The organism is Pelagerythrobacter aerophilus (assembly GCF_003581645.1).
GTDB lineage: Bacteria > Pseudomonadota > Alphaproteobacteria > Sphingomonadales > Sphingomonadaceae > Pelagerythrobacter > Pelagerythrobacter aerophilus.
This window is the reverse complement of sequence record NZ_QXFK01000005.1, coordinates 74487-93491: the sequence shown is the minus strand read 5'-3', so window position 1 is coordinate 93491 and position 19005 is coordinate 74487. Positions and strand designations below refer to the sequence as shown.

At 64.9% G+C, this 19005-nt stretch carries 21 protein-coding genes, 1 tRNA gene and 1 other annotated feature; of the genes, 14 read left to right on the top strand and 8 right to left on the bottom strand.

What is annotated here, in order from left to right; genetic code table 11:
- Positions 1 to 9 precede the first annotated feature (9 nt).
- A protein-coding gene (locus D2V04_RS01300) for an IS3 family transposase (RefSeq protein ID WP_119511571.1) occupies positions 10 to 1238 on the top strand; the annotation gives its coding sequence in 2 pieces (ribosomal slippage) (positions 10 to 298 and positions 298 to 1238; 1230 coding nt in all).
- Positions 291 to 407: a sequence feature (AL1L pseudoknot), on the top strand. It overlaps the preceding gene by 117 nt.
- A 1-nt stretch (position 1239) precedes the next feature.
- On the opposite strand, the gene D2V04_RS17700 is transcribed toward D2V04_RS01300, so the two are convergent.
- From D2V04_RS17700 to D2V04_RS01290, 3 genes are all read right to left on the bottom strand, one after another.
- Positions 1240 to 1467 carry a hypothetical protein gene (locus D2V04_RS17700; RefSeq protein ID WP_147391745.1) on the bottom strand — a complete coding sequence of 76 codons (228 nt, stop codon included), beginning with the start codon at positions 1465 to 1467 and terminating at the stop codon, positions 1240 to 1242.
- 127 nt (positions 1468 to 1594) lie between these two features.
- Positions 1595 to 2782: a tyrosine-type recombinase/integrase gene (locus D2V04_RS01295; RefSeq protein ID WP_119511570.1), complete on the bottom strand. Its 1188-nt coding sequence runs from the start codon at positions 2780 to 2782 to the stop codon at positions 1595 to 1597.
- A gap of 206 nt (positions 2783 to 2988) precedes the next feature.
- Positions 2989 to 3074, bottom strand: a tRNA-Tyr gene (locus tag D2V04_RS01290).
- Between the two features lie 197 nt (positions 3075 to 3271).
- Between D2V04_RS01290 and rlmB the strand changes: the two genes are divergently transcribed.
- Positions 3272 to 4012: a 23S rRNA (guanosine(2251)-2'-O)-methyltransferase RlmB gene (gene rlmB / locus D2V04_RS01285; RefSeq protein WP_182849615.1), complete on the top strand. Its 741-nt coding sequence runs from the start codon at positions 3272 to 3274 to the stop codon at positions 4010 to 4012.
- Positions 4013 to 4038: 26 nt separating this feature from the next.
- A complete protein-coding gene (locus D2V04_RS01280) occupies positions 4039 to 4917 on the top strand; it encodes a hypothetical protein (RefSeq protein WP_119511568.1) in 879 nt (292 codons plus the stop codon).
- A gap of 62 nt (positions 4918 to 4979) precedes the next feature.
- On the opposite strand, the gene D2V04_RS01275 is transcribed toward D2V04_RS01280, so the two are convergent.
- A complete protein-coding gene (locus tag D2V04_RS01275) occupies positions 4980 to 5300 on the bottom strand; it encodes a hypothetical protein (protein ID WP_119511567.1) in 321 nt (106 codons plus the stop codon).
- A gap of 142 nt (positions 5301 to 5442) precedes the next feature.
- Positions 5443 to 7041 carry a phosphoenolpyruvate carboxykinase gene (locus D2V04_RS01270; protein ID WP_119511583.1) on the bottom strand — a complete coding sequence of 533 codons (1599 nt, stop codon included), beginning with the start codon at positions 7039 to 7041 and terminating at the stop codon, positions 5443 to 5445.
- A 198-nt stretch (positions 7042 to 7239) separates the two neighbouring features.
- On the opposite strand from D2V04_RS01270, the gene D2V04_RS01265 reads away from it, so the two are divergent.
- The 8 genes from D2V04_RS01265 to D2V04_RS01230 all read left to right on the top strand — a co-directional run bounded on the left by D2V04_RS01265 (position 7240) and on the right by D2V04_RS01230 (position 12976).
- Positions 7240 to 7986 (top strand): response regulator transcription factor, encoded by a 747-nt coding sequence (locus D2V04_RS01265; RefSeq protein WP_119511566.1) that lies wholly within the window; start codon positions 7240 to 7242, stop codon positions 7984 to 7986.
- On the top strand, positions 7979 to 9562 hold the full coding sequence (locus D2V04_RS01260) for a sensor histidine kinase (protein WP_119511565.1): 1584 nt from the start codon (positions 7979 to 7981) through the stop codon (positions 9560 to 9562). Before D2V04_RS01265 ends, D2V04_RS01260 begins: the two co-directional genes overlap by 8 nt.
- Positions 9563 to 9591: 29 nt before the next feature.
- Complete coding sequence (locus tag D2V04_RS01255) at positions 9592 to 9999, top strand: HPr kinase/phosphorylase (RefSeq protein WP_228766190.1); 408 nt, start codon at positions 9592 to 9594, stop codon at positions 9997 to 9999.
- Positions 10000 to 10038: 39 nt separating this feature from the next.
- Positions 10039 to 10950, top strand: a complete 912-nt coding sequence (gene rapZ / locus D2V04_RS01250; RefSeq protein ID WP_119511564.1) for an RNase adapter RapZ — start codon at positions 10039 to 10041, stop codon at positions 10948 to 10950.
- Between the two features lie 64 nt (positions 10951 to 11014).
- Entirely contained in the window at positions 11015 to 11428 is a 414-nt protein-coding gene (locus D2V04_RS01245; protein ID WP_119511563.1) for a PTS sugar transporter subunit IIA, read from the top strand.
- Positions 11428 to 11700, top strand: a complete 273-nt coding sequence (locus tag D2V04_RS01240; protein WP_119511562.1) for an HPr family phosphocarrier protein — start codon at positions 11428 to 11430, stop codon at positions 11698 to 11700. The genes D2V04_RS01245 and D2V04_RS01240 overlap by 1 nt, the downstream gene beginning before the upstream one ends.
- Positions 11700 to 12509, top strand: a complete 810-nt coding sequence (locus D2V04_RS01235) for a TrmH family RNA methyltransferase (protein WP_119511561.1) — start codon at positions 11700 to 11702, stop codon at positions 12507 to 12509. Before D2V04_RS01240 ends, D2V04_RS01235 begins: the two co-directional genes overlap by 1 nt.
- 47 nt (positions 12510 to 12556) lie before the next feature.
- Positions 12557 to 12976, top strand: a complete 420-nt coding sequence (locus D2V04_RS01230; RefSeq protein WP_119511560.1) for an META domain-containing protein — start codon at positions 12557 to 12559, stop codon at positions 12974 to 12976.
- On the opposite strand, the gene D2V04_RS01225 is transcribed toward D2V04_RS01230, so the two are convergent.
- Together D2V04_RS01225 and D2V04_RS01220 are read right to left on the bottom strand one after the other, a co-directional pair.
- A complete protein-coding gene (locus D2V04_RS01225; protein ID WP_119511559.1) occupies positions 12951 to 13667 on the bottom strand; it encodes a hypothetical protein in 717 nt (238 codons plus the stop codon). The two genes, D2V04_RS01230 and D2V04_RS01225, sit on opposite strands and share 26 nt — an antisense overlap.
- 18 nt (positions 13668 to 13685) lie before the next feature.
- Complete coding sequence (locus D2V04_RS01220; protein WP_119511581.1) at positions 13686 to 15086, bottom strand: DNA recombination protein RmuC; 1401 nt, start codon at positions 15084 to 15086, stop codon at positions 13686 to 13688.
- A 98-nt stretch (positions 15087 to 15184) separates the two neighbouring features.
- Here D2V04_RS01220 and D2V04_RS01215 point away from each other — a divergent pair, with 98 nt between their 5' ends.
- A complete protein-coding gene (locus D2V04_RS01215; RefSeq protein WP_119511558.1) occupies positions 15185 to 15583 on the top strand; it encodes a four-helix bundle copper-binding protein in 399 nt (132 codons plus the stop codon).
- Positions 15570 to 16046 carry a hypothetical protein gene (locus D2V04_RS01210; protein ID WP_119511557.1) on the top strand — a complete coding sequence of 159 codons (477 nt, stop codon included), beginning with the start codon at positions 15570 to 15572 and terminating at the stop codon, positions 16044 to 16046. The genes D2V04_RS01215 and D2V04_RS01210 overlap by 14 nt, the downstream gene beginning before the upstream one ends.
- Here D2V04_RS01210 and dapA read toward each other — a convergent pair.
- Positions 16043 to 16924 (bottom strand): 4-hydroxy-tetrahydrodipicolinate synthase, encoded by an 882-nt coding sequence (dapA, locus tag D2V04_RS01205; protein ID WP_119511556.1) that lies wholly within the window; start codon positions 16922 to 16924, stop codon positions 16043 to 16045. The two genes, D2V04_RS01210 and dapA, sit on opposite strands and share 4 nt — an antisense overlap.
- Before the next feature lie 92 nt (positions 16925 to 17016).
- Between dapA and D2V04_RS01200 the strand changes: the two genes are divergently transcribed.
- Positions 17017 to 18990, top strand: coding sequence for a lytic transglycosylase domain-containing protein (locus tag D2V04_RS01200; protein ID WP_119511555.1), 1974 nt, complete (start codon positions 17017 to 17019; stop codon positions 18988 to 18990).
- The last annotated feature ends 15 nt before the right edge of the window (positions 18991 to 19005 follow it).

Here is a 19005-nt window from a genome sequence, read left to right as displayed (position 1 = left end):
GGGTCTACGATGAGCAAGACGACGAACAAGTTTGCACCGGAAGTTCGCGAGCGGGCAGTCCGCCTGGTTCTGGACCAAGAGAGCGAGCATCCATCCCGGTGGGCAGCGATCACATCCATAGCGGCGATGATTGGCTGTTCAGGGCACACGTTGCTGGAGTGGGTGAAGAAAGCCGAGGTGAACAGCGGCAAGCGTGCCGGCGTACCGGTGGAGGTTGCAGACAAGCTGAAGGCGCTGGAACGCGAGAACCGCGAGCTGCGCCAGGCCAACGAGATCCTGCGCAAGGCCTCTGCATATTTTGCCCAGGCGGAGCTCGACCGCCCGTTCAAGCGATGACCAGCTTCATTGATGAGCATCGGGGTGAGTATGGGGTCGAGCCGATCTGCCGGGTTCTGCCGATCGCCCCATCAACCTACCACGAGCGTGTCGCACAGCGCCGCGATCCGTCGCGCCTGTCACCACGCGCCCAGCGCGACGAAGCAATGAAGCCCGAGGTTCAGCGCGTGTTCGATGCCAACTTCAAGGTCTACGGGTATCGCAAGGTGTGGCGGCAGATGCAGCGCGAGGGCTTCGATATTGCCCGCTGCACGGTGGAACGGCTGATGCGTGAGCTGGGCCTGCAGGGCGTGATCCGGGGGAAGCCGGTGAAGACGACGATGAGCGACAAGGCAGCGCCATGTCCGCTCGATCAGGTCAACCGCCAGTTCCATGCACCGGCACCCAACATGCTGTGGGTCTCGGACTTCACCTACGTCGCGACGTGGTCCGGGTTCGTCTATGTCGCCTTCGTGATCGACGTTTACGCCCGCTATATCGTGGGCTGGCGGGTGAGCAGAACGGCGCATGCCAGCTTTGTACTCGATGCCCTGGAGCAGGCGATCCATGACCGACGGCCTGTTCACCGTGGCGGCCTGATCCACCACAGTGATCGTGGCAGCCAATATGTCTCGATCAAGTATACCGAGCGTCTTGCCGAAGCCGGGATCGAACCATCGGTCGGCAGTGTTGGCGACAGCTACGACAACGCCTTGGCCGAAACGATCAACGGCCTTTACAAGGCCGAGGTCATCCACCGCCGAGGTCCGTGGCGATCATTTGAAGCCGTGGAATACGCCACGCTCGAATGGGTCGACTGGTTCAACAACCGGCGCCTGCTCGCGCCCATCGGCAATATCCCGCCTGCCGAAGCTGAAGCACGATACTACGCCATGCTGGACGACACGCCCATGGCGGCATAATTTAAACCGAATGGCCTCCGGCAATCCCGGGGCGGTTCAAAAGCCGCTCCCGTTTTTTCAAGAACGCGTCAAACTCTTCAAAATCAAAGTCTGACGGCAGTCCGAAATCTGCCCGTTTAGGTTCAGCTTTTTTTTCGCTCGAACTCCTGCTCACGGCATCGGCTAATGCAGAACGAGCTGCCACTTTCTTTCTGCGAGCTATCTCTGCTTTCGTGGGTTCCAGCATCATGACGCAATTCCGATATCAGCAGACTGTCAGGGAAACGTTAAAGCGCATGCTTCAACTGCTTGCCGACCATCGAATCCAGCTTGAAGTATTCAGACAGGAAAGCAGTCGCTCCAGCTAATTCGCCTCCTTATGACGCCACGTTGCTCGCGCAGTAGGCTCCCCAAGCTTCCATGAGCTTCACCCGTATACCAGGATTCTCTTTAGTGCCGAGGTAAGTGGTGCGGCGATACGCCGCCTGAACCGCGTCTGGCGTTTTATGCGCGAGCGCTGCCTCGACAACTGCATTGGGAAAACCCTCGTTTGCCGCCCAGTCCGTGAATGCCGAGCGGAAACCGTGGACGTGAAAGGGTTCCTGCATGTCGCGCAGCACCTTGAGCAGCGTCATGTCGGACATCGCTTTGCCCGTAGCTCCGGAAAAGACGACTTCGGCCCCTCCGACTTTGAAGGCGTCCGCCTTTGCAAGCACGCCCATTGCGGCCTCGGAGAGCGGGACAACATGTGCCTTGCTGCGCTTCATGTGTTCGGCGGGGATCGTCCACAGCCGCTCTTCCAGATCGAATTCTTCCCACGTCGCGAGTCGGACCTCTTGCGAGCGCGTGCCGGTCAGGATGAGGAGATCGAGCGCGAAGCGTCCGAAGGATGGCTTGCGCCTTAGTGCGGTCAGGAACGATGGGATAGCGACATAAGGCATCGCTTTTCGATTCTGGGTTTTCTTGATCTGCCGTGGCAGACCCCTCCCGGCTTTCAGGCTACTGTTCCCAGATGGCGCTTCGGTCGACCGCCAGCCCTTTGCGTGTGCGTAGTCCAGTACCGCGCAAATCCGGTTGCGTACCTGGCGCGCGGTTTCCGGGATTTCCTGCCAGATCGGCGTGAGTACATCGATGATGTCAGCTGCAGCGATACTGCCGGTCGGCATGTCGCCAAGCTTGGGGAAGGCGTAGTTCTCCAGACTGGCCAGCCACTGGCGCGCGTATACAGCGCTCTTCCAGCCCGCCTCGTTTTCGGAGTGATACTGTGTAGCGGCTTCGCGGAAGGTCACCTTGGCGGCAGCCTCGTCCTTGCGCTCCGTAAGAACATCGCGCTTTTCGACCTTCACGGCCTTGCGCAGTTCGTTCGCTTTCTCGCGTGCCTCCGCCAGCGTGACCAGCTTTGCGCTCCCAACCCCGATGTCCCGTCGCTTTCCATCTTGCTGGAGTCGGAGCAGCCATGAAGCCGAGCCGGTTTTCCCAACTTTGAGGAAAAGACCTTCCCCATCCTGATACGTGCCCGGATTCGCTAAAGCTGCCTTTACCGCTACCGCCGTGAGCTTGCCCATTTCCTTCCCCACATTTCCGCAGGCCGTTCCAGAAAATACAAGTGTGGGGAAGCGTCCGTCTTTCCCCACACCTTCCCCACACTAGGCCTCGGATGCGGGTGGATCACGATGGCTCTGTGGGGACGGAATGGACGTAATATACCGCAGAACTTCAACAGTTTCCATGGGTTTCTGGGGATGCAGATAGATGCTGAAGGAAAGGGCGGTGGTGGACAGGGCTGGATTCGAACCAGCGTACGCTTGCGCGGGCAGATTTACAGTCTGCTGCCTTTAACCACTCGGCCACCTGTCCACATGCCTGGCGTGCGGGAATGGCGCCCCTCGAAGGAGGTGCCGTCTGCCGAGAGGCGCCCCTTTGGCGAAGCGGCGCTTGCCTGTCAATGGGGCCGCTGGCATGGGCTCTGATCGAGCGAAAGATCGAGTGAAGATAGGGAATTTCGATTGGCCAAAGGTGATCGCAAGCGAGCGCTGCGGGGGCGCGCCGGGCGTATGCAGGGCGGGCGCGGCAGTGGGCGCGCGAGCACCGGGCAGGTACGCCTGTGGGGCCGGCACGCGGTCGAGGCTGCGCTCAAGAATCCGGCGCGCGTCCACCGCAAGCTATGGGCGACACGCGAGGGGATAGATTCGCTTGATGGCGAACTGCCGCCCGATTTTCCCGTCGAGTTCGCCGATGGCCCCGATCTCGCGCGGCTCGTCGCACGCGATGCGCCGCATCAGGGACTGGTGCTCGAATGCGCGCCGCTCGAGGACATGCACCTCGATGAGGTGCTTTCCGGAGATCCGGCCCGGCCGCTTGTGGTTCTCGATCAGGTGACCGATCCGCACAACGCGGGCGCGATCCTTCGCTCTGCCGCGGCATTCAACGCTTGCGCGATCGTGACCCAGGACCGCCACGCGCCCCCCGAATCGGGAGTCGTCGCCAAGTCCGCGTCGGGTGCCCTGGAAATCGTGCCCTGGGTTCGCGTGGTGAATCTCGCGCGCGCGCTGGAGAGCGCCGCGGAGGCGGGATACTGGCGGATCGGGCTCGCCGGGGAAGCGGAGGCGACGCTGGCCGAAGCGCTCCCGGCCGGCCCCGTTGCGCTCGTGCTCGGCGCGGAAGGCGAAGGCATGCGTGCCAATATCGCCGCGCATTGCGATGCCCTCGCGCGCCTGCCGATAAGCGATGCGATGGAAAGCCTGAACGTGTCGAATGCGGCTGCAATCGCACTATACGCCATCACAACGCGCTGACGAGCGGACAGACGGGGGGAATAGCTATGACCATTTCGACAACGATCCGCCGCACGGCGATAGCCGGCTTCGCCTGTGCGGCAGCACTGCTGTTGACCGGCTGTCTGCTGTCGCCGGGCAGGTTCACCTCCCAGCTCGAACTGCGGAAGAGCGGCACCTTCGTGTACAGTTACGACGGCGAGATATACCTTCTCGCGCTGAGCAAGTTAGCCGACCTCGGCAATGCGGCGGAGGACGCGGCGGACGAGTTCGTCGAGCAATCCTGCTATGATGACGAAACGTTCGAAGATCGCGAGTGCACCGAGGAGGAACTCGCCAAGCAGAAAAGCGATTGGGAGCAGCGAGCGGAAGAACGCCAGCGCGAGCGGGAGAGAGAAGCCGAGATGACGCGCGCGATGCTCGGCGGCATCGATCCAGCCGATCCCGAAGCCGCGCAGGAATTCGCAGAACGGCTGCAGCGGCAGGCGGGTTGGGAGAGCGTCGAGTACAAGGGCGACGGTCTGTTCCAGGTGAGCTTTCGCGTCGCTGGCAGGCTCGACCATGACTTCGTGTTCCCGACGATCGAGCGCCTGCCGACATTCAATTTCTTCGTGCTTGTCGCAAGACGCGACAACGGCACAGTGCGGATCGATGCGCCCGGTTTCGCGCCGCAAAGCAGTGGAAGTCCTTTCCGGGAAATGATGGCGGGGATGGCCGGCTCCGTCGCAAGCGACGGTTCGGTGGAGCAGGATACGTTCCCCGTCCCCGAGCTGAACGGAACATTCCGCGTCGTGACCGATGGCGAGATCCTGGCGAACAACACCGACGAGGGACCCGCGGAAACAGAGGCAGGCCAAGTGCTCGAGTGGAAGATTACCAAGCGAACACAAGTTCCTCCGACGGCGCTGATCAAGCTGACCGACTGAAACCGTTCAGGCGCGCGATGCCGGGATCGAGGCGATGTCGCCTCGATCCCGGCGACAACGTATCAGCGCTTCCCGAACAGGTTGCCTGCGAAGCCGGCAATGTCATCGAACGGATTGCCGTCGTGATCCTGGTCGAGGATCTGGGTGAAGCGCGCGAGCGAGCCCTCCCCGCCGATCTGCTCCACGATCTGCTGCAGGACGCCGGCGTCGAGGCCCGTCTTCTGCGCGGCGATGCCGACGGTGTCGCCATCCTCGTGATGCGCGGCTCCCAGCGCGGCGATCGCCTGTTCCGCCTGGGCCGGGTCGATGCCGAGCTTTTCGGCCATGTTCTTTACTGTGGGATGGTTGTGCGCCGCACCGAGCAGCTGATCGAAAAGGGCCATTTATCGTCCTCCTGGTGATTGATCCGTCCGCGCCCGATTGTACGCGCGCTTCGCTGAAACGAAAGGCCCCCGCTCCGGTTTCCCGGGCGGGGGCTCTCCTCTCCAACTGGTGCGCGATTCTCTCTCCAAAGAGGGGAGCGGATCAGGCCGCTACGGGCGCGTTCGGAGCGGCGTCGCGGACGCCTTGATCCACATGATCGGCGAAAGGCGAGAAGTTGTCGATGAAAAGCTGCACCAGCTTCTGCGCCGTCCGATCGTATTCCTCCTGATCCGCCCAGGTCGAACGCGGATCGAGAATGCCCCTGTCGACGCCGGGCACACTGACCGGCACCTCGAATCCGAAGTTCGGATCCTTACGGAACTCCGCATTGTTGAGACTGCCATCGAGCGCGGCATTGAGTAGCGCGCGGGTAGCCTTGATCGGCATGCGGTGGCCGGTGCCGTACTTGCCGCCAGTCCAGCCGGTGTTGACCAGCCAGCACTGCACCCCGCCCTCGGCGATCCGCTTCTTGAGCAGGTTCCCGTACACGCTCGGATGGCGCGGCATGAACGGCGCGCCGAAGCAGGTGCTGAAGGTCGCCTCCGGCTCGGTCACACCGATTTCGGTCCCGGCGACCTTGGCGGTGTAGCCCGACAGGAAGTGATACATCGCCTGATCGGGCGTCAGCCGCGCGATCGGGGGCAGCACGCCGAAGGCATCCGCGGTGAGCATGATCACGTTGCTCGGCGGCGGCCCCATGTTCTCTTTGCTGGTATTGGGGATCGAGCTGAGCGGATAGGCGCCGCGGGTGTTCTCCGCGAGACTGTTGTCGTCGAGGTCGATCTCCCCGCCCTCGTCCATCACCACGTTTTCGAGCACGGTATCTTCCATGCGCGTGGTGGCGAAGATCTCGGGCTCGGCCTCGGGATTGAGGCGGATCATCTTGGCATAACAGCCGCCTTCGAAGTTGAAGACCGCAGTGTCCGACCAGCCGTGTTCGTCGTCACCGATCAGGGTGCGGCTGGCATCGGCCGACAGCGTCGTCTTGCCGGTGCCCGACAGACCGAAGAACACCGCGCTCTTGCCATCCGGGCCGATATTGGCGCTGCAGTGCATCGGCATCACGCCCTGCGGCGGCAGGAGGTAGTTGAGAATGCCGAATACGCTCTTCTTCATCTCGCCGGCATATTTCGTGCCACCGATCAGAATCAGCTTCTCCGACAAATTGACCGCGATGACCGTCTCGCTGCGTGTGCCGTGGCGTGCCGGGTCAGCCTGGAAGCTCGGCAGATCTATGATGGTGTATTCGGGCACGAAGTCGGCCAGCTCTGCCGCGGTCGGGCGAACCAGCAGGGTGCGGATGAACTGATTGTGCCAGGCGAGTTCGTTCACGACGCGCACGTTGACGCGGTACTCGGGCTGCGAGCCGCCGAACAAATCGGCGACGTAGAGCGCGTCCTTCTCCGCCACGGCGGCGAGGAAATCCGCCTTCAGGGCCGCGAAATGCTCCGGCGTCATGGAGGCGTTGTTGTCCCACCACACGGTGTTCTCCGTCTCGGCGTCGCGGACGATGAACTTGTCCTTCGCGCTGCGGCCCGTGTGCTTGCCGGTCTCGACCACCAGCGGCCCATGCTTGGCGCGCCGGCCCTCGCCGTTCGCCAGCGCGTGCTCGGTCAGTTCGCTTGAAGACAGATTCGCGTGGATGGTGGCGCGAGTTTCGATACCCTGGTTGGAAAGCGGATGTGACAGGGGGGTGCTCACTTTAATCTCCTGATCGCGCCGGAGGCCGCCCTGCAGGCGCCAACGGCGAGTCGTTCGCATACGAATGCACGGAATGTCCCCCGCGCATAATCGCGCTCTGCGGCGCCGTCAAACGCCGACCAGCCTGCGCGCGTTGTCTCGCCGCGCGGAAGCGTCTAACCGTCGGGTCGATACGCGGCCCCTGATGACGGAGGTGATATGGCTGAGGCGGAGCAGTCTCGATCGGACGGGGAGAAGATCATCGCGCTGGTCGACGACGATCGGAATATCCTGACGACGGTTTCGATCGCGCTGCAAGCTGAAGGCTATGCCACACGGCTCTATTCGGATGGCGAGACCGCGCTCAAGGCGCTGCTCGAAAGCCCTCCCGATCTCGCGGTGTTCGACATCAAGATGCCGCGGATGGACGGAATGGAGCTGCTCCACCGCCTGCGCCGCCACTCGACGCTGCCGGTGATCTTCCTGACCAGCAAGGACGACGAGCAGGACGAAGAGGCCGGCCTGGAACTGGGCGCGGACGACTATATCGCCAAGCCGTTCAGCCTGCGCCTTCTGCTCGCCCGCATCCGCGCCATCCTGCGCCGGGCCGAGGTGGTCGGCGAAGGCGCCGAACGCGCGTCGGACGCCGATGAGGAACCGGGGGAACCACTGGTGCGCGGGCGCCTGACAATGGATCCGGCGCGGCATCACGTCACCTGGGACGGCAGGCCCGTTTCGCTTACGGTGACCGAGTTTCTCCTGCTCGAAGCGCTGGCCGCGCGGCCCGGCGTAATCAAGTCGCGCAATTCGCTGATGGATGCGGCCTACCCGGACGACGTGTTCGTCGACGACCGAACGGTCGACAGCCACATCAAGCGCATGCGGCGCAAATTCCGCGCGGCCGACCCGCAGTTCTCGGCCATCGAGACCCTGTACGGCGCGGGCTACAGCTTCAGCGATGGCTGACAGCGGATTCCGCGAGAAGATCGACGCGCGGCTGGACCGGCTGAGCTGGTCGCGGCGGCTGTCGCTCACCACCCGCATCCTCGCGGTCAACCTGCTGCCGCTCGCGCTGCTCGGTGGCGGGATCTTCTATCTCGACACCTACCGCAAGCAGCTCCTCTCGGAACGGTACAAGCTCGCCCGGATCGAAGCACAGATCACCGCCGAGGCGCTCGCCGGTGCATCGCGCAAGCGGCAGGAAGCGCTGCTGATCCAAATCGGCAAGGAACAGAAGATGCGGCTGCGCATGTTCGATGCCGAAGGCCAATTATGGGCCGACAGCTTCGCACTCGACGAAGCCGTCTTCGAATTTGACGATGTGGGCGACGATCCGTTCTCGATCGAATTCGCCCGCGTCCTCGACCGATGGGTGGACACGATCGTCGGTGCCGATCCGATCCCCGATTATGTCGAGCCGGAGGAAACGATCGCCGACGCATGGCCCGAGCTGGCGCGCGCGCGCGAGGAAGGCCTGTCCCAGATTCAACTCCGTGATGCGCCCGACGGAACTCCGGTGATCAACGCGGCGGTGCCGGTAGGTCTCAACGGCGCCACGCTGCTGACCACGCGCAACGCGGTCGACATCACCGAGAAAGTGCGCGAGGCTCGCTCGACCTTGGGCATGGCGGTGTTCTTCGCGCTGCTCGGCTCGATCTTCCTCTCGCTCTACCTAGCGCGCACCATCGTCCGCCCCTTGCAGTCGCTCGCACGCGCGGCAGTGCGCGTGCGCCTCGGGCGCGAGCGCGAGGTCGAGGTGCCGCGCCTGCCCGATCGGCGCGACGAGATCGGCGCCCTCGCCCGCGCCGTCTCCGACATGACCAACGCTCTGCGGCAGCGGATCGACGCAGTCGAGCACTTCGCGGCCGACGTTGCGCACGAGATCAAGAACCCGCTCGCGAGCCTGCGCAGCGCGATCGAATCGCTCGGCAAAGTCGAGGACGAGGATCTGCGCCGGCAATTGACCGGCATTGCCGCCCACGACATTCGCCGCATCGACAGGCTCGTGACCGAGATTTCGGACGCCAGCCGGGTCGATGCCGAGATCTCTCGCGCGATCTTCGAGCGCCTCGATCTCGGCAACCTTGCCGCTGCGATCATTGCCGCGCGGGAAGATCGTGCGGAGAATGACGAACATCGGGTCGAGTTGAGCCGGCCGATGGGCGACGCGCAGGTCATGGGAGTCCCTCTGCGGCTCGAGCGTGTCATCGAAAACCTGCTCGATAACGCCGTGTCCTTCTCCCCAGCGGGCGGCGTCATCGAAGTGACCGTGACCCGCAGCGATGACGACTGCGTCACGCTCTCCGTCTGCGATGAAGGCCCCGGCATACCGGAGGATTCGCGCGAAAAAGTATTTCAGCGATTCCACTCCATCCGCCCGGATGCGGAGGCGTTCGGCGATCACAGCGGGCTCGGCCTCGCGATCGCCCGCACGATCGTCGAAGCGCACGACGGCACTCTGGAAGCCTGCGGCCGATCCGATGGACGTTCCGGCGCGTGCCTCGTGCTCACTCTGCCCGCAGCGGCTCGGTCGCGGCGTTGAGCGAGGTTATCCTCCGGCAGGCCACGTGTGTGGCTATCGGCGGCCGCGGAGTGTTGATCGAGGGCCCGCCGGGGGCCGGCAAGAGCGGGCTGGCGCTCGAACTGATCGATCGGGGGGCCGTGCTCGTAGGCGACGACGGTGTCAGGCTGGAGCGGCGCGGAGAGGCGCTTTGGGCGCTGCCTCCTCCCAACATCCGCGGCCTGCTGGAGGCACGCAATCTGGGGCTGCTGACCTTTCCCACCACCGAGGCGCCGGTCGCGTTGAGGCTCGTGCTCGATCCGGATGCTCCGCGCTTCATCGATGCCGCAGAAGTCGCGGAGATCGCGGGCGTGCCTGTTCCGCTGCTTGCGTTCGACCCCCGGATCGCCCCCGCTGCGGTGCGCGCCGAACTGGCCCTGCGTGCCTACGGACTGGCTTCGGGGATGCCGCCGGCCTGACCCCTTTCTTTCGTCCACACAACCGGCCACATCGTCTCCATGGCCGACGATTCGCCTGACGACCGCCAGCACATCCTGCTCGTCACCGGACTTTCGGGTGCGGGCAAGACGACGGCACTGCGCGTCCTCGAAGATCTCGGGTGGGAAGCGATCGACAACTTCCCGATCCGCCTGCTCGGCCGTCTGATCGGCGGCTCACAGCACGATGGGCCGCGCCCGCCGCTGGCGATCGGCTTCGATTCGCGCACGCGCGGCTTCGTGCCGAACGATATCATGGCCAAAGTGAAGGAACTCGCCGCACGCCGCGATCTGGTCGTCACCACGCTCTTCCTCGACTGCAATGGCGGCGAACTCGAACGCCGCTACAACGAGACGCGCCGCCGGCACCCCATGGCGGACGGGCGCCCGGTGCGCATCGGCATACAGGCGGAACGCGAACTGCTCGAACCTCTGCGCCGCTGGGCGGATGCGGTGATCGACACCTCGGACTTCTCGAGCAACGATCTGCAACAAGCCATTCGCGCGCACTTCGCGGGCAGCGCTCCGCGCGAGATGGCAGTGATCGTCTCCAGCTTCGGCTTCGCCCGCGGCACACCGCCTCTGGCCGATCTCGTGTTCGACATGCGCTTCCTCGACAATCCGCACTGGGTGCCGGGCCTACGCGAGCAAACCGGACTGGATGCCGCGGTGGGCGAGCACATCGAGCGCGACGAGAGCTACGGCCCGGTTCTGGAGCAGATCCGCGAACTCGTGCTCACACTCCTCCCGCGCTACGCCGCGCAGGGGAAGAGCTACGTCAACATCGCCTTCGGCTGCACGGGCGGGCGGCACCGGTCGGTCTATACCGCCGAGAGGTTCGCACAGGCCTTGCGCGATGCGGGATTTTCGCCCACGATCATCCATCGCAATCTGGGATCACGCGCGGCCGACGAGATCGAAGGCCCGCAATGAGACAACGCCCTCTGGCCATGGTTCGCATGCCCCACCCCCGAAAATCCGGACAAAGCACCTTCGCATGATCGGCGTCATCCTGGTCACCCACGGCCGTCTGGCCGAAGAGTTTGTCCGCGCGATGGAGCATGTCGTCGGCCCGCAGGAGGCGATCGCCACCATCTGCATCGGCCCCAACGACGACATGGAGCGGCGGCGCAAGGAAATCGCTCAGGCGATCAAGGATGTCGACGATGGTAGCGGAGTCGCGGTGCTGACCGACCTGTTCGGTGGCACTCCCTCGAACCTCGCGATCTCGCTGCTCGAGGCGGGCAAGGTGGAGGTCGTGGCCGGGATCAACCTGCCCATGCTGATCCGCCTCGCCGGTGTGCGCAAATCGCACGGTGTGGCAGAAGCGGTGCGCGCCGCGCGGGATGCCGGGCGAACCTATATCACCGTCGCTTCCGAGCTGCTTGGCCAGCACGCGAAAGCGTGCTGATGCCGCGGCGCGAAGTTAACATCGTCAATTCCCGCGGCCTCCATGCGCGGGCGAGCGCCAAATTCGTCAACCTCGTCAGTGAACTTCCAGCTGGGGTTGAGGTGCGCGTGGCGAAGGACGGTTACGAAGCGGCGGGCGGATCGATCCTCGGGCTGATGATGCTCGGCGCGGCGAAGGGCGATACGGTGGAGATCGTCGTCGAGGGTCCCGACGCCGACACAGTGCTCGACGAGCTCTATGTCCTCGTGCGCGACGGGTTCGGCGAGGATTGATGGCGGCCATTTCCCGGCAGCGGATTACCGGATTTTCCAATCCGACCGTCAAGTTCCTGCGCTCCCTGCGCGACAAGAAGCATCGGCGACGCGAGCGGCGATTCCTCGCCGAAGGATTGCGCCTGCTGACCGACGCGCGGGAATCGGGAATCCTGCCCGAGATGCTGGTAATGGCGGAGGGGCGCGACCCGCATTCCCTGACCGATGCCCTAGAGAATGCTGTCGCCGGCGCGGGCGGTACGATCATCGAGACCCCGCCCGATATCCTTGCCAAGATCACCGGCAAGGCGAACCCCCAGGCGATCGCCGGCGTGTTTGCCGAGCTCGACACACCACTGTCCACACTCGACAGGACAGCCGCGCCGATCTGGCTGGTGGCGCAGGCGCTGCGCGATCCGGGCAATCTCGGCACGATGCTGCGCACCGGCGACGCCGTCGGTGCGGGTGGCCTGATCCTGATCGACGATTGCGCGGACCCGTTCAGTGTCGAAGCCGTACGCGCGAGCATGGGCGCGGTGTTCACCCAGCGGATCGCGCAAGCGCGATGGGAAGAATTTCTGCCCTGGCTGCGCGCCGGGGACGGACAGCTCGTCGCCGCAAGCTTGCGCGATGCCGTGCCCTATCGCGGCGCACCCTATTCGCGGCCGTGCTTCATTCTGGTCGGCAACGAATCGCGCGGCCTGCCGGAGGAGTACGAGGCGGCCTGCGATCTGCGTGTGACAATGCCGATGCGCGGCCGGGCGGACAGTCTCAATGCCGCCGTTGCGGGTGCGGTGCTCGCTTACGAGGTCTTGGCGGCTTTCGACTGATATTCATTCACCGGCCACTCAGCCGGGGAGCGTTACACAGATGGCCGATGAAGAGAATCGCCCTCGCCCTCTCCCTCGCCTTTCTCTGCGCGGGCTGCGTGGCCCGGCCAGCCGCGCCGGAGCGCCTCTCCGAAAGCGAATGGGGCTTTATCAAGATCGATGATTACGAACCCGCCCGCCCCGACGGCGCCCGGCTCTCGTTCGGCGAGGAGAACATTTCCGCCAGCGTCGGCTGCAACGCGATGGCCGGCAAGTGGCGGGTGGAGAAAGGCCGGCTGATCGCAGGGCCGCTCGCCGGAACCAGGATGTTCTGCCAGGGCGACGTCTGGGAACAGGAACAGGCGATCGCGGCGCTGCTGGTCGCCGCCCCCACGCTCGAATGGAGAGACGACGACCGTTTGATCCTGCGATCGAGCGGTCATAGCGCCGAGTTGGCGCGGCTCAGTCCCCCGCCACCAGGCTCGTGATGCTCCATTTTCCGTCGCGGCTCGACGCAAGCAGCCGGTAGTCGATCAGGCTGCGCAGCTTGTCAGTGGCGATGTAGCCCTGCTGACCCTTGGTGGTCACGACATGCTGGAACGGCGCCTCGGGCTGCAAGCCGTCGATCAGTTCGACGACGTCCCAGGAAATCTCCTTCATCATTTCGCCGTTAGCCTCGGGGGCCACGCGTAGCGGCACATTCTCGCCCATAACGATCATGCCGTTCATCGGATCGACCGCATCGATCTCCTGGGCGAAGTACCACGGCAGTGTGATACCCGCCTGCCCCTCGGCTGCGCAGCCGAGCGTCAGCAGCACGTCGAGCTCGTCCCACAAAGTCGGATTGTCCTCGTCCAGACGGGCCTGCAGTTGGGCCGATCCCGCACCGCCGCCGAAGTCGAGCTTCACATCGGGCGCCGCGAGCGCGATCAGCGCCTTCGCGTCCCGCGCCTCGACCGCCTGCGCGAGCTGTTGGCGGAAGGCGTCGGCACCCGGGAGCCCGGTGCATTCGTCGCGTGGGGCGTATGGTCCCTCAGCGAGCTTGGGCGGGGTCTCGCCTGCGGCCTCCTCGACCAACCCCTCGGCCGCGTCCTTCAGCTTCTCCGACGGCGCCTTGCCCTCTCCGCATGCGGCAAGCGCGAGCGAAAGCGTTACGGCAAGGCAGATCGTCGGGCGCATCGGCAGAGTCCTCTTCGGCTATTCGTTGTCGCTGCCCACTGACGGCAGTGCGGGCTCTTTCGTAGCGTCCGAATCTTCCGCGGTATAGCGCGGCGCGCTTTCGACGAGCGGCACTTCGTCGATTTCCCGCTTGCCGATCTCGATGCCCTTGTCCTTCAGGCGCCGACCGGAGGACAGCACGTTGCGTTCGAAGCTACCGACGAACTTGTTGTAATTGTTGACCGCGGTTTCGAGCCCGCCGCCGACGCGTTTCATGTGCTCGGCGGCGATGGCGAGCCGGTCGTAGAGTTCCGCGCCCGCCTTGCCGATCTCGATCGCCTCCCGCGCGATCGTGTCCTGCCGCCAAACCTGCGCCACGGTGCGCGCGATCGCCACGAGATTGGTCGGCGTGGCCAGCAGCACACGCTTCTCGAAGGCGAAGTCCCACAGTTCGGGATCGTGCTCGAGCGCGGCGGCGACGAAGTGCTCCCCGGGCACGAACATCACGACGTAATCGGGCGCTTCGTCGAACTGGCTCTGGTAGCTCTTGGCCCCGAGAGTCTGCACGTGGCCCCGCATCGACCGGGCATGAAGGTCAAGGTGGCGCCGGCGCTCGTCGTCATCGTCGGCCTCGAACGCTGCCTGGTAGGCATTGAGCGAGACCTTCGCGTCGATCACCAGCTTCTTCTGGCCCGGCACCCTGACGATGGCGTCCGGCCGCAAGCGGCCCTCCTCGGTCTCCATCGAATGTTCGAGAATGAAGTCGGTGTGCTGGCTGAGGCCGCATTGTTCGAGTACGTTCTGCAGCGCCCGCTCGCCCCAGCGCCCGCGCGCCTTGGGCGCATTGGTCAGCGAATTGCCGAGCCGCTGCGCCTCGCGCCGCACTTCCTCCTGCCCGCGCTGCATCTCGGTGATCTGCTGGTGAAGCCGCGCGAAGGCGTCGGTCCGCTTTTCCTCCAGCGTGGCGACCTGCTCCTCGTACTTCCTCAGCCGATCGCCCACCGGCTGAAGCAGCGCCTTGATCTTCTCCTCCGACGCCTTCTCCGAATGACCAAGCCGTTCCGCCGCTCGTTCGAGAAACCGCTCCTGCGCAGCGCCGAGGACCTTGGCCCCGGTGTTCTCGAACTCCTTGAGCAGGTTGGCGCGCGATTCCTCGAGCAGCCGCTTCTGCTCCTCGAACGCCGCGCGTTCGGCTTTCAGGCCCACGAGTTCGTCCCGCGCAGCATCGAGCTTCGCGGCGAGGTCGTCGGCCCGTGCCGCGCGCTCGCCCATCGCCGCCAGTTCCGGCGCCATGCGCGAGAGCTTGCCCGCAAGCTCCTTGGCCTCGGCGTCGCGCTCTTCATGGCGGGCCCTCCAGTCGGCCGCAGGGCGCGAACCGAGGAACCAGCCCAGCGCAGCGCCGAACCCGAGCGCCAGCAGGGCGATGATCGTTGCAGTCATATCCATCACAGGAACATAGACGGAACGATGGCTGCGCGAAAGGCCCGAGCGGAACTATCCCCCGCCTTCGCTCGCTGACCCGGCGAAGGAGATGTCTCATGTCGATCAAGAAAATGATCTCGGAGCACCCACAGGTTGGGGCGGACTTCAACCAGCCACTGGCCGAAGCGGTCAAGCACGCGATGTATTGCGCGGCGATCTGCAATTCCTGCGCTGACGCCTGCAGCGCCGAAGATGTGGACATGCGCCGCTGCATCCGCCTGTGCAGCGATTGCTCGGACATCTGCGAGGCGACGTATCGCGTGGCGACCCGACGCACCTCGGGCGATGTCGCGGTGATCAAGTCGGTGCTGCAGACCTGTATCGAAGCGTGCGAAGTCTGCGCGGCCGAGTGCGAGAAGCACGATAATCCCCACTGCCGACGCTGCGCTACGATGTGCCGCGAATGCGCGGACGATTGCCGCAAGGCGCTCGATGGGATGAATGCTCATGCCTGATTGGCGCGGCACGCTCCTGAGCGCGGCGCTGGTGTTAGCGGCCTGCTCTCCGTCACCGGAGGGCGAGGCTCCGCCTGACGCGCAAGCCGCTTCCGACCTGGTGGAGGAAGCGGCCGAGCCTGCCGGCGCCACCTCAACAGATGAACCGGGCACCGCGCTTCCCCCTGCGGATGCCGCATCCCGTTATATCGGCCGCTGGGCCGAGAGTGCCGAGCAGTGCCGCAGCGAAGCCTGGACGCTGACCAGAAACCGGCTGACCGCGCCGGATGACATCGCCTGCGACTTCACCAGGATCGAGAAATCGCCCGGTGGCTATGCGATCGACGCCGTGTGCGCGATCGACGGCGCGGAAGAAGACGACAGCATCACCCTCCGCTTCGCCGAATCGGCCAAGGCAATGCTCGTCGAAGGTACCGCGACATTGCCCGAGACCGGGCTGATCTATTGCGGTGAGGCGCGCTAGACGAGGCCGGCGTGCTCCAGCGCCGCATCGACGGCTTTCTTCGCGTGCTCGGAACATTCGACCAGCGGTAGGCGCACGTCCGGCAACATCCAGTCGTGCACACGGCTGAGCGCATACTTGACCGGCGCGGGGCTCGCGTCCTCGAACATCGCATAGTGCAGCGGATAGAGCAGGTCGTTGAGCTCGCGCGCACGGACAAGGTCGTTGTCGGCGCAGGCCTGCTGGAACTCGGCGCAGAGCGCGGGCGCGACGTTGGCGGTCACCGAAATGCAGCCGACCGAACCTGCCGCGTTGGCGGGCAGCGCGAGCTCGTCGTCACCCGATAGCTGGCAGAAGTCCTTGCCGATCCCCATCCGGTGGTCGGTCACTCGGCTGAGATCGCCGCTCGCATCCTTGATGCCGACGATGCGGTCCGGATAGCGCTTGGCGAGTTCGCAGACCGTCTCGGGCTCGATATCCGTCACCGTTCGGCCCGGCACGTTGTAGAGCACGATCGGCAGGTCCGAATGCTCGGCGAGATAGCTGAAGTGCGCAAGGATCCCGGCCTGGCCCGGCCGGTTGTAGTAAGGCGCGACGCAGAGGCCCGCGGCGGCACCGGCCTTCCTCGAGAAATTCATGTGCAGCAGCGCGTTGCGCGTATCGTTGCTGCCGCACCCGGCGATCACCGGCACCCGCCCGGCCGCCTGCTCGATGCAGATTTCGATCACCCGGTGATGCTCGGCATTGGAGAGCGTCGAGGCCTCACCCGTCGTGCCGCAGGGGACCAAGGCCTTGCTGCCGTTCTCGATCTGCCAGTCGACCAGCCGGCGGAAAGCCGCCTCGTCGAACGTTCCGTCGCGAAAAGGAGTCACCAGGGCCGGAATCGAGCCGGAAAACATTGCCACTATCCTTGTGTCTGCCCAAGGCGCGAGGCAGTATCCCGCGCGATGGAAATCTTCATTCAGCGCCTGATAAGGAGCCGGGGGCCACGATGTCCAGCATGACACGGATTCCCTTGTACGGTCTCGCCCTCCTCGCCACCACTGTCCTCACCGCATCGGTCCCGCTGGTCGCCCAGCAAGATGCGGTGGAGAGCGCGCGTCATTCGCTGACCGCGACCGTGCCTTCGCAGGTCGGGCAGGCGGTCGAGCGATGGAAATTCCTGACATCGAACGATCACATGGGGTTCTCGGCCTACGCCGGTCTAGCCCTCGCCTTCCCCGAATTCCCGCGCATGGACGTCATCCGCGGCAGGGCGGAAAGTGCGCTGGAACGTGACGCCCCGACGCCCGAACAGCTCGTCGCCTATTTCGACCGCAATCCGCCGCTGAGCAACCCGGCACGCGCGCGCTACGCCATTGCGCTTGCCGGACTGCAGCGGCCGGAGGCGTTCGAGGTCGCGCGCGCGGCCTGGCGCGGCGGCGATATCAGTACGCCGGCCGAGGCCTATATGCTCGGCCTGTTCGGTTCGCGCTTTACCGTGGAGGATCACGACGCCCGCATGGCGGCGTTGCTGTGGCAGGGCAAGGCCGACGCGGCAGCGCGCCACATGAACAATATTTCGCCCGGCTATCGCCCGATGGCGATGGCCCGCCTGTCGCTCCTCCAGGGCCAGAACCCGGCCACCGCCGGACTGCCGATCCCTAGCAATGCCCGGACCGACCCGGGCTATGTCTACACGCTCGCGCGCTACTACCGCTCCACCGGCCAGCTTCCGCAGGCGATCGACCTGCTCTCCAACCGTCCAGCCTTTGCCGCGCTGCCGTTCGACGCGCAGGACTACGTGACCGAGGCGCTGCGCATCGCGAAGGGCGCGGGAGCGCGGCCCGCGGTGCAGATTGCGTCCAAGGTCGACGATCTCTTCGCACCGGGCGCCGACATCTCCGGCATGAGCTACCGTCTTCGCGACGACTACACCTCGCTCATGTGGCTCGGCGGCACCAAGGCGCTGTGGAGCCTCGGCGACGGCAACAGCGCAGCGCCGCTGTTTTATCGCTATGGCGCCGCCGCACGGACGCCCCAGACGCGCTCCAAGGGCTTCTATTGGGCCGGGCTCGCGTCGGATCGCGCGGGGAATGCCGGCGAGGCGCGGCGTTATTGGGAAATGGCTGCGCAGTATCCTGAGTATTACTATGGCCTGCTGGCTCTTGAGCGGCTCGGACGCCCGAAGCCGACGTTCGGCGCGGCGACACCGCCGCAACCCACGGCCGAGCAGCGCGCCACGTTCCGTTCGAATCCCTTGGCACTCGCAGTGCGCGAGCTCGCGCGGGGAGGCGGCGACTGGCGCACCGAGCGCTATTTCTTCACCGCACTGGCCGAATCCGCGGACGATGCCGCCGAGATGCAGCTCGTGGCGGACCTCGCGCAAGAGCTACGCCTGCCCGAACTCGCCGTGGTGATCGGCCGCACTGCGCCGGAGAAGAACATCGCTGGGTTCGAGCGGATCGGGTTCCCCACCGTCTCCCAGCCGACAGGCACCGACTTCACGATCGTCCATGCCATTGCACGGCAGGAAAGCGAATTCGATCAGGACCGCATCAGCCACGCGGGTGCACGCGGGTTGATGCAGTTGATGCCGGGAACCGCCCGCGAACAGGCCGGCAAGCTCGGCATGAGCTACAACTACGGCAATCTCACGAGCGATCCGCACTATAATGTGCGCCTCGGCAACGCGTACTTCGCACGCATGATGGACTACTACGGCGGCAGCTATCCGCTCGCCGTGGCAGCTTACAATGCGGGTCCCGGCAACGTGAACAAGTGGCTGCGTCAGAACGGCGATCCTCGCACTGGCGCGGTCGACTGGCTGCGCTGGATCGAGGAGATCCCGATTTTCGAAACCAAGAACTACGTTCAGCGCGTGCTCGAAAATGCGGTGGTCTACGAGGCGATGTATCCCGACCGGATGCCTTACGGCCAGCCCAAGGGGATCAGCCAGTTCATCGGCAAGTCGACGCCGGGCTGAACTCCACCTCCGTGA

Bases quoted from the DNA above. Each gene is read 5' to 3' on its own strand.
- D2V04_RS17700 (WP_147391745.1), bottom strand. From the start codon at position 1,467: ATGATGCTGGAACCCACGAAAGCAGAGATAGCTCGCAGAAAGAAAGTG.
- D2V04_RS01295 (WP_119511570.1), bottom strand. From the start codon at position 2,782: ATGGGCAAGCTCACGGCGGTAGCGGTAAAGGCAGCTTTAGCGAATCCG.
- rlmB (WP_182849615.1), top strand. From the start codon at position 3,272: ATGCAGGGCGGGCGCGGCAGTGGGCGCGCGAGCACCGGGCAGGTACGC.
- D2V04_RS01280 (WP_119511568.1), top strand. From the start codon at position 4,039: ATGACCATTTCGACAACGATCCGCCGCACGGCGATAGCCGGCTTCGCC.
- D2V04_RS01275 (WP_119511567.1), bottom strand. From the start codon at position 5,300: ATGGCCCTTTTCGATCAGCTGCTCGGTGCGGCGCACAACCATCCCACA.
- D2V04_RS01265 (WP_119511566.1), top strand. From the start codon at position 7,240: ATGGCTGAGGCGGAGCAGTCTCGATCGGACGGGGAGAAGATCATCGCG.
- D2V04_RS01260 (WP_119511565.1), top strand. From the start codon at position 7,979: ATGGCTGACAGCGGATTCCGCGAGAAGATCGACGCGCGGCTGGACCGG.
- rapZ (WP_119511564.1), top strand. From the start codon at position 10,039: ATGGCCGACGATTCGCCTGACGACCGCCAGCACATCCTGCTCGTCACC.
- D2V04_RS01245 (WP_119511563.1), top strand. From the start codon at position 11,015: ATGATCGGCGTCATCCTGGTCACCCACGGCCGTCTGGCCGAAGAGTTT.
- D2V04_RS01240 (WP_119511562.1), top strand. From the start codon at position 11,428: ATGCCGCGGCGCGAAGTTAACATCGTCAATTCCCGCGGCCTCCATGCG.
- D2V04_RS01235 (WP_119511561.1), top strand. From the start codon at position 11,700: ATGGCGGCCATTTCCCGGCAGCGGATTACCGGATTTTCCAATCCGACC.
- D2V04_RS01230 (WP_119511560.1), top strand. From the start codon at position 12,557: ATGAAGAGAATCGCCCTCGCCCTCTCCCTCGCCTTTCTCTGCGCGGGC.
- D2V04_RS01225 (WP_119511559.1), bottom strand. From the start codon at position 13,667: ATGCGCCCGACGATCTGCCTTGCCGTAACGCTTTCGCTCGCGCTTGCC.
- D2V04_RS01220 (WP_119511581.1), bottom strand. From the start codon at position 15,086: ATGACTGCAACGATCATCGCCCTGCTGGCGCTCGGGTTCGGCGCTGCG.
- D2V04_RS01215 (WP_119511558.1), top strand. From the start codon at position 15,185: ATGTCGATCAAGAAAATGATCTCGGAGCACCCACAGGTTGGGGCGGAC.
- D2V04_RS01210 (WP_119511557.1), top strand. From the start codon at position 15,570: ATGCTCATGCCTGATTGGCGCGGCACGCTCCTGAGCGCGGCGCTGGTG.
- dapA (WP_119511556.1), bottom strand. From the start codon at position 16,924: ATGTTTTCCGGCTCGATTCCGGCCCTGGTGACTCCTTTTCGCGACGGA.
- D2V04_RS01200 (WP_119511555.1), top strand. From the start codon at position 17,017: ATGTCCAGCATGACACGGATTCCCTTGTACGGTCTCGCCCTCCTCGCC.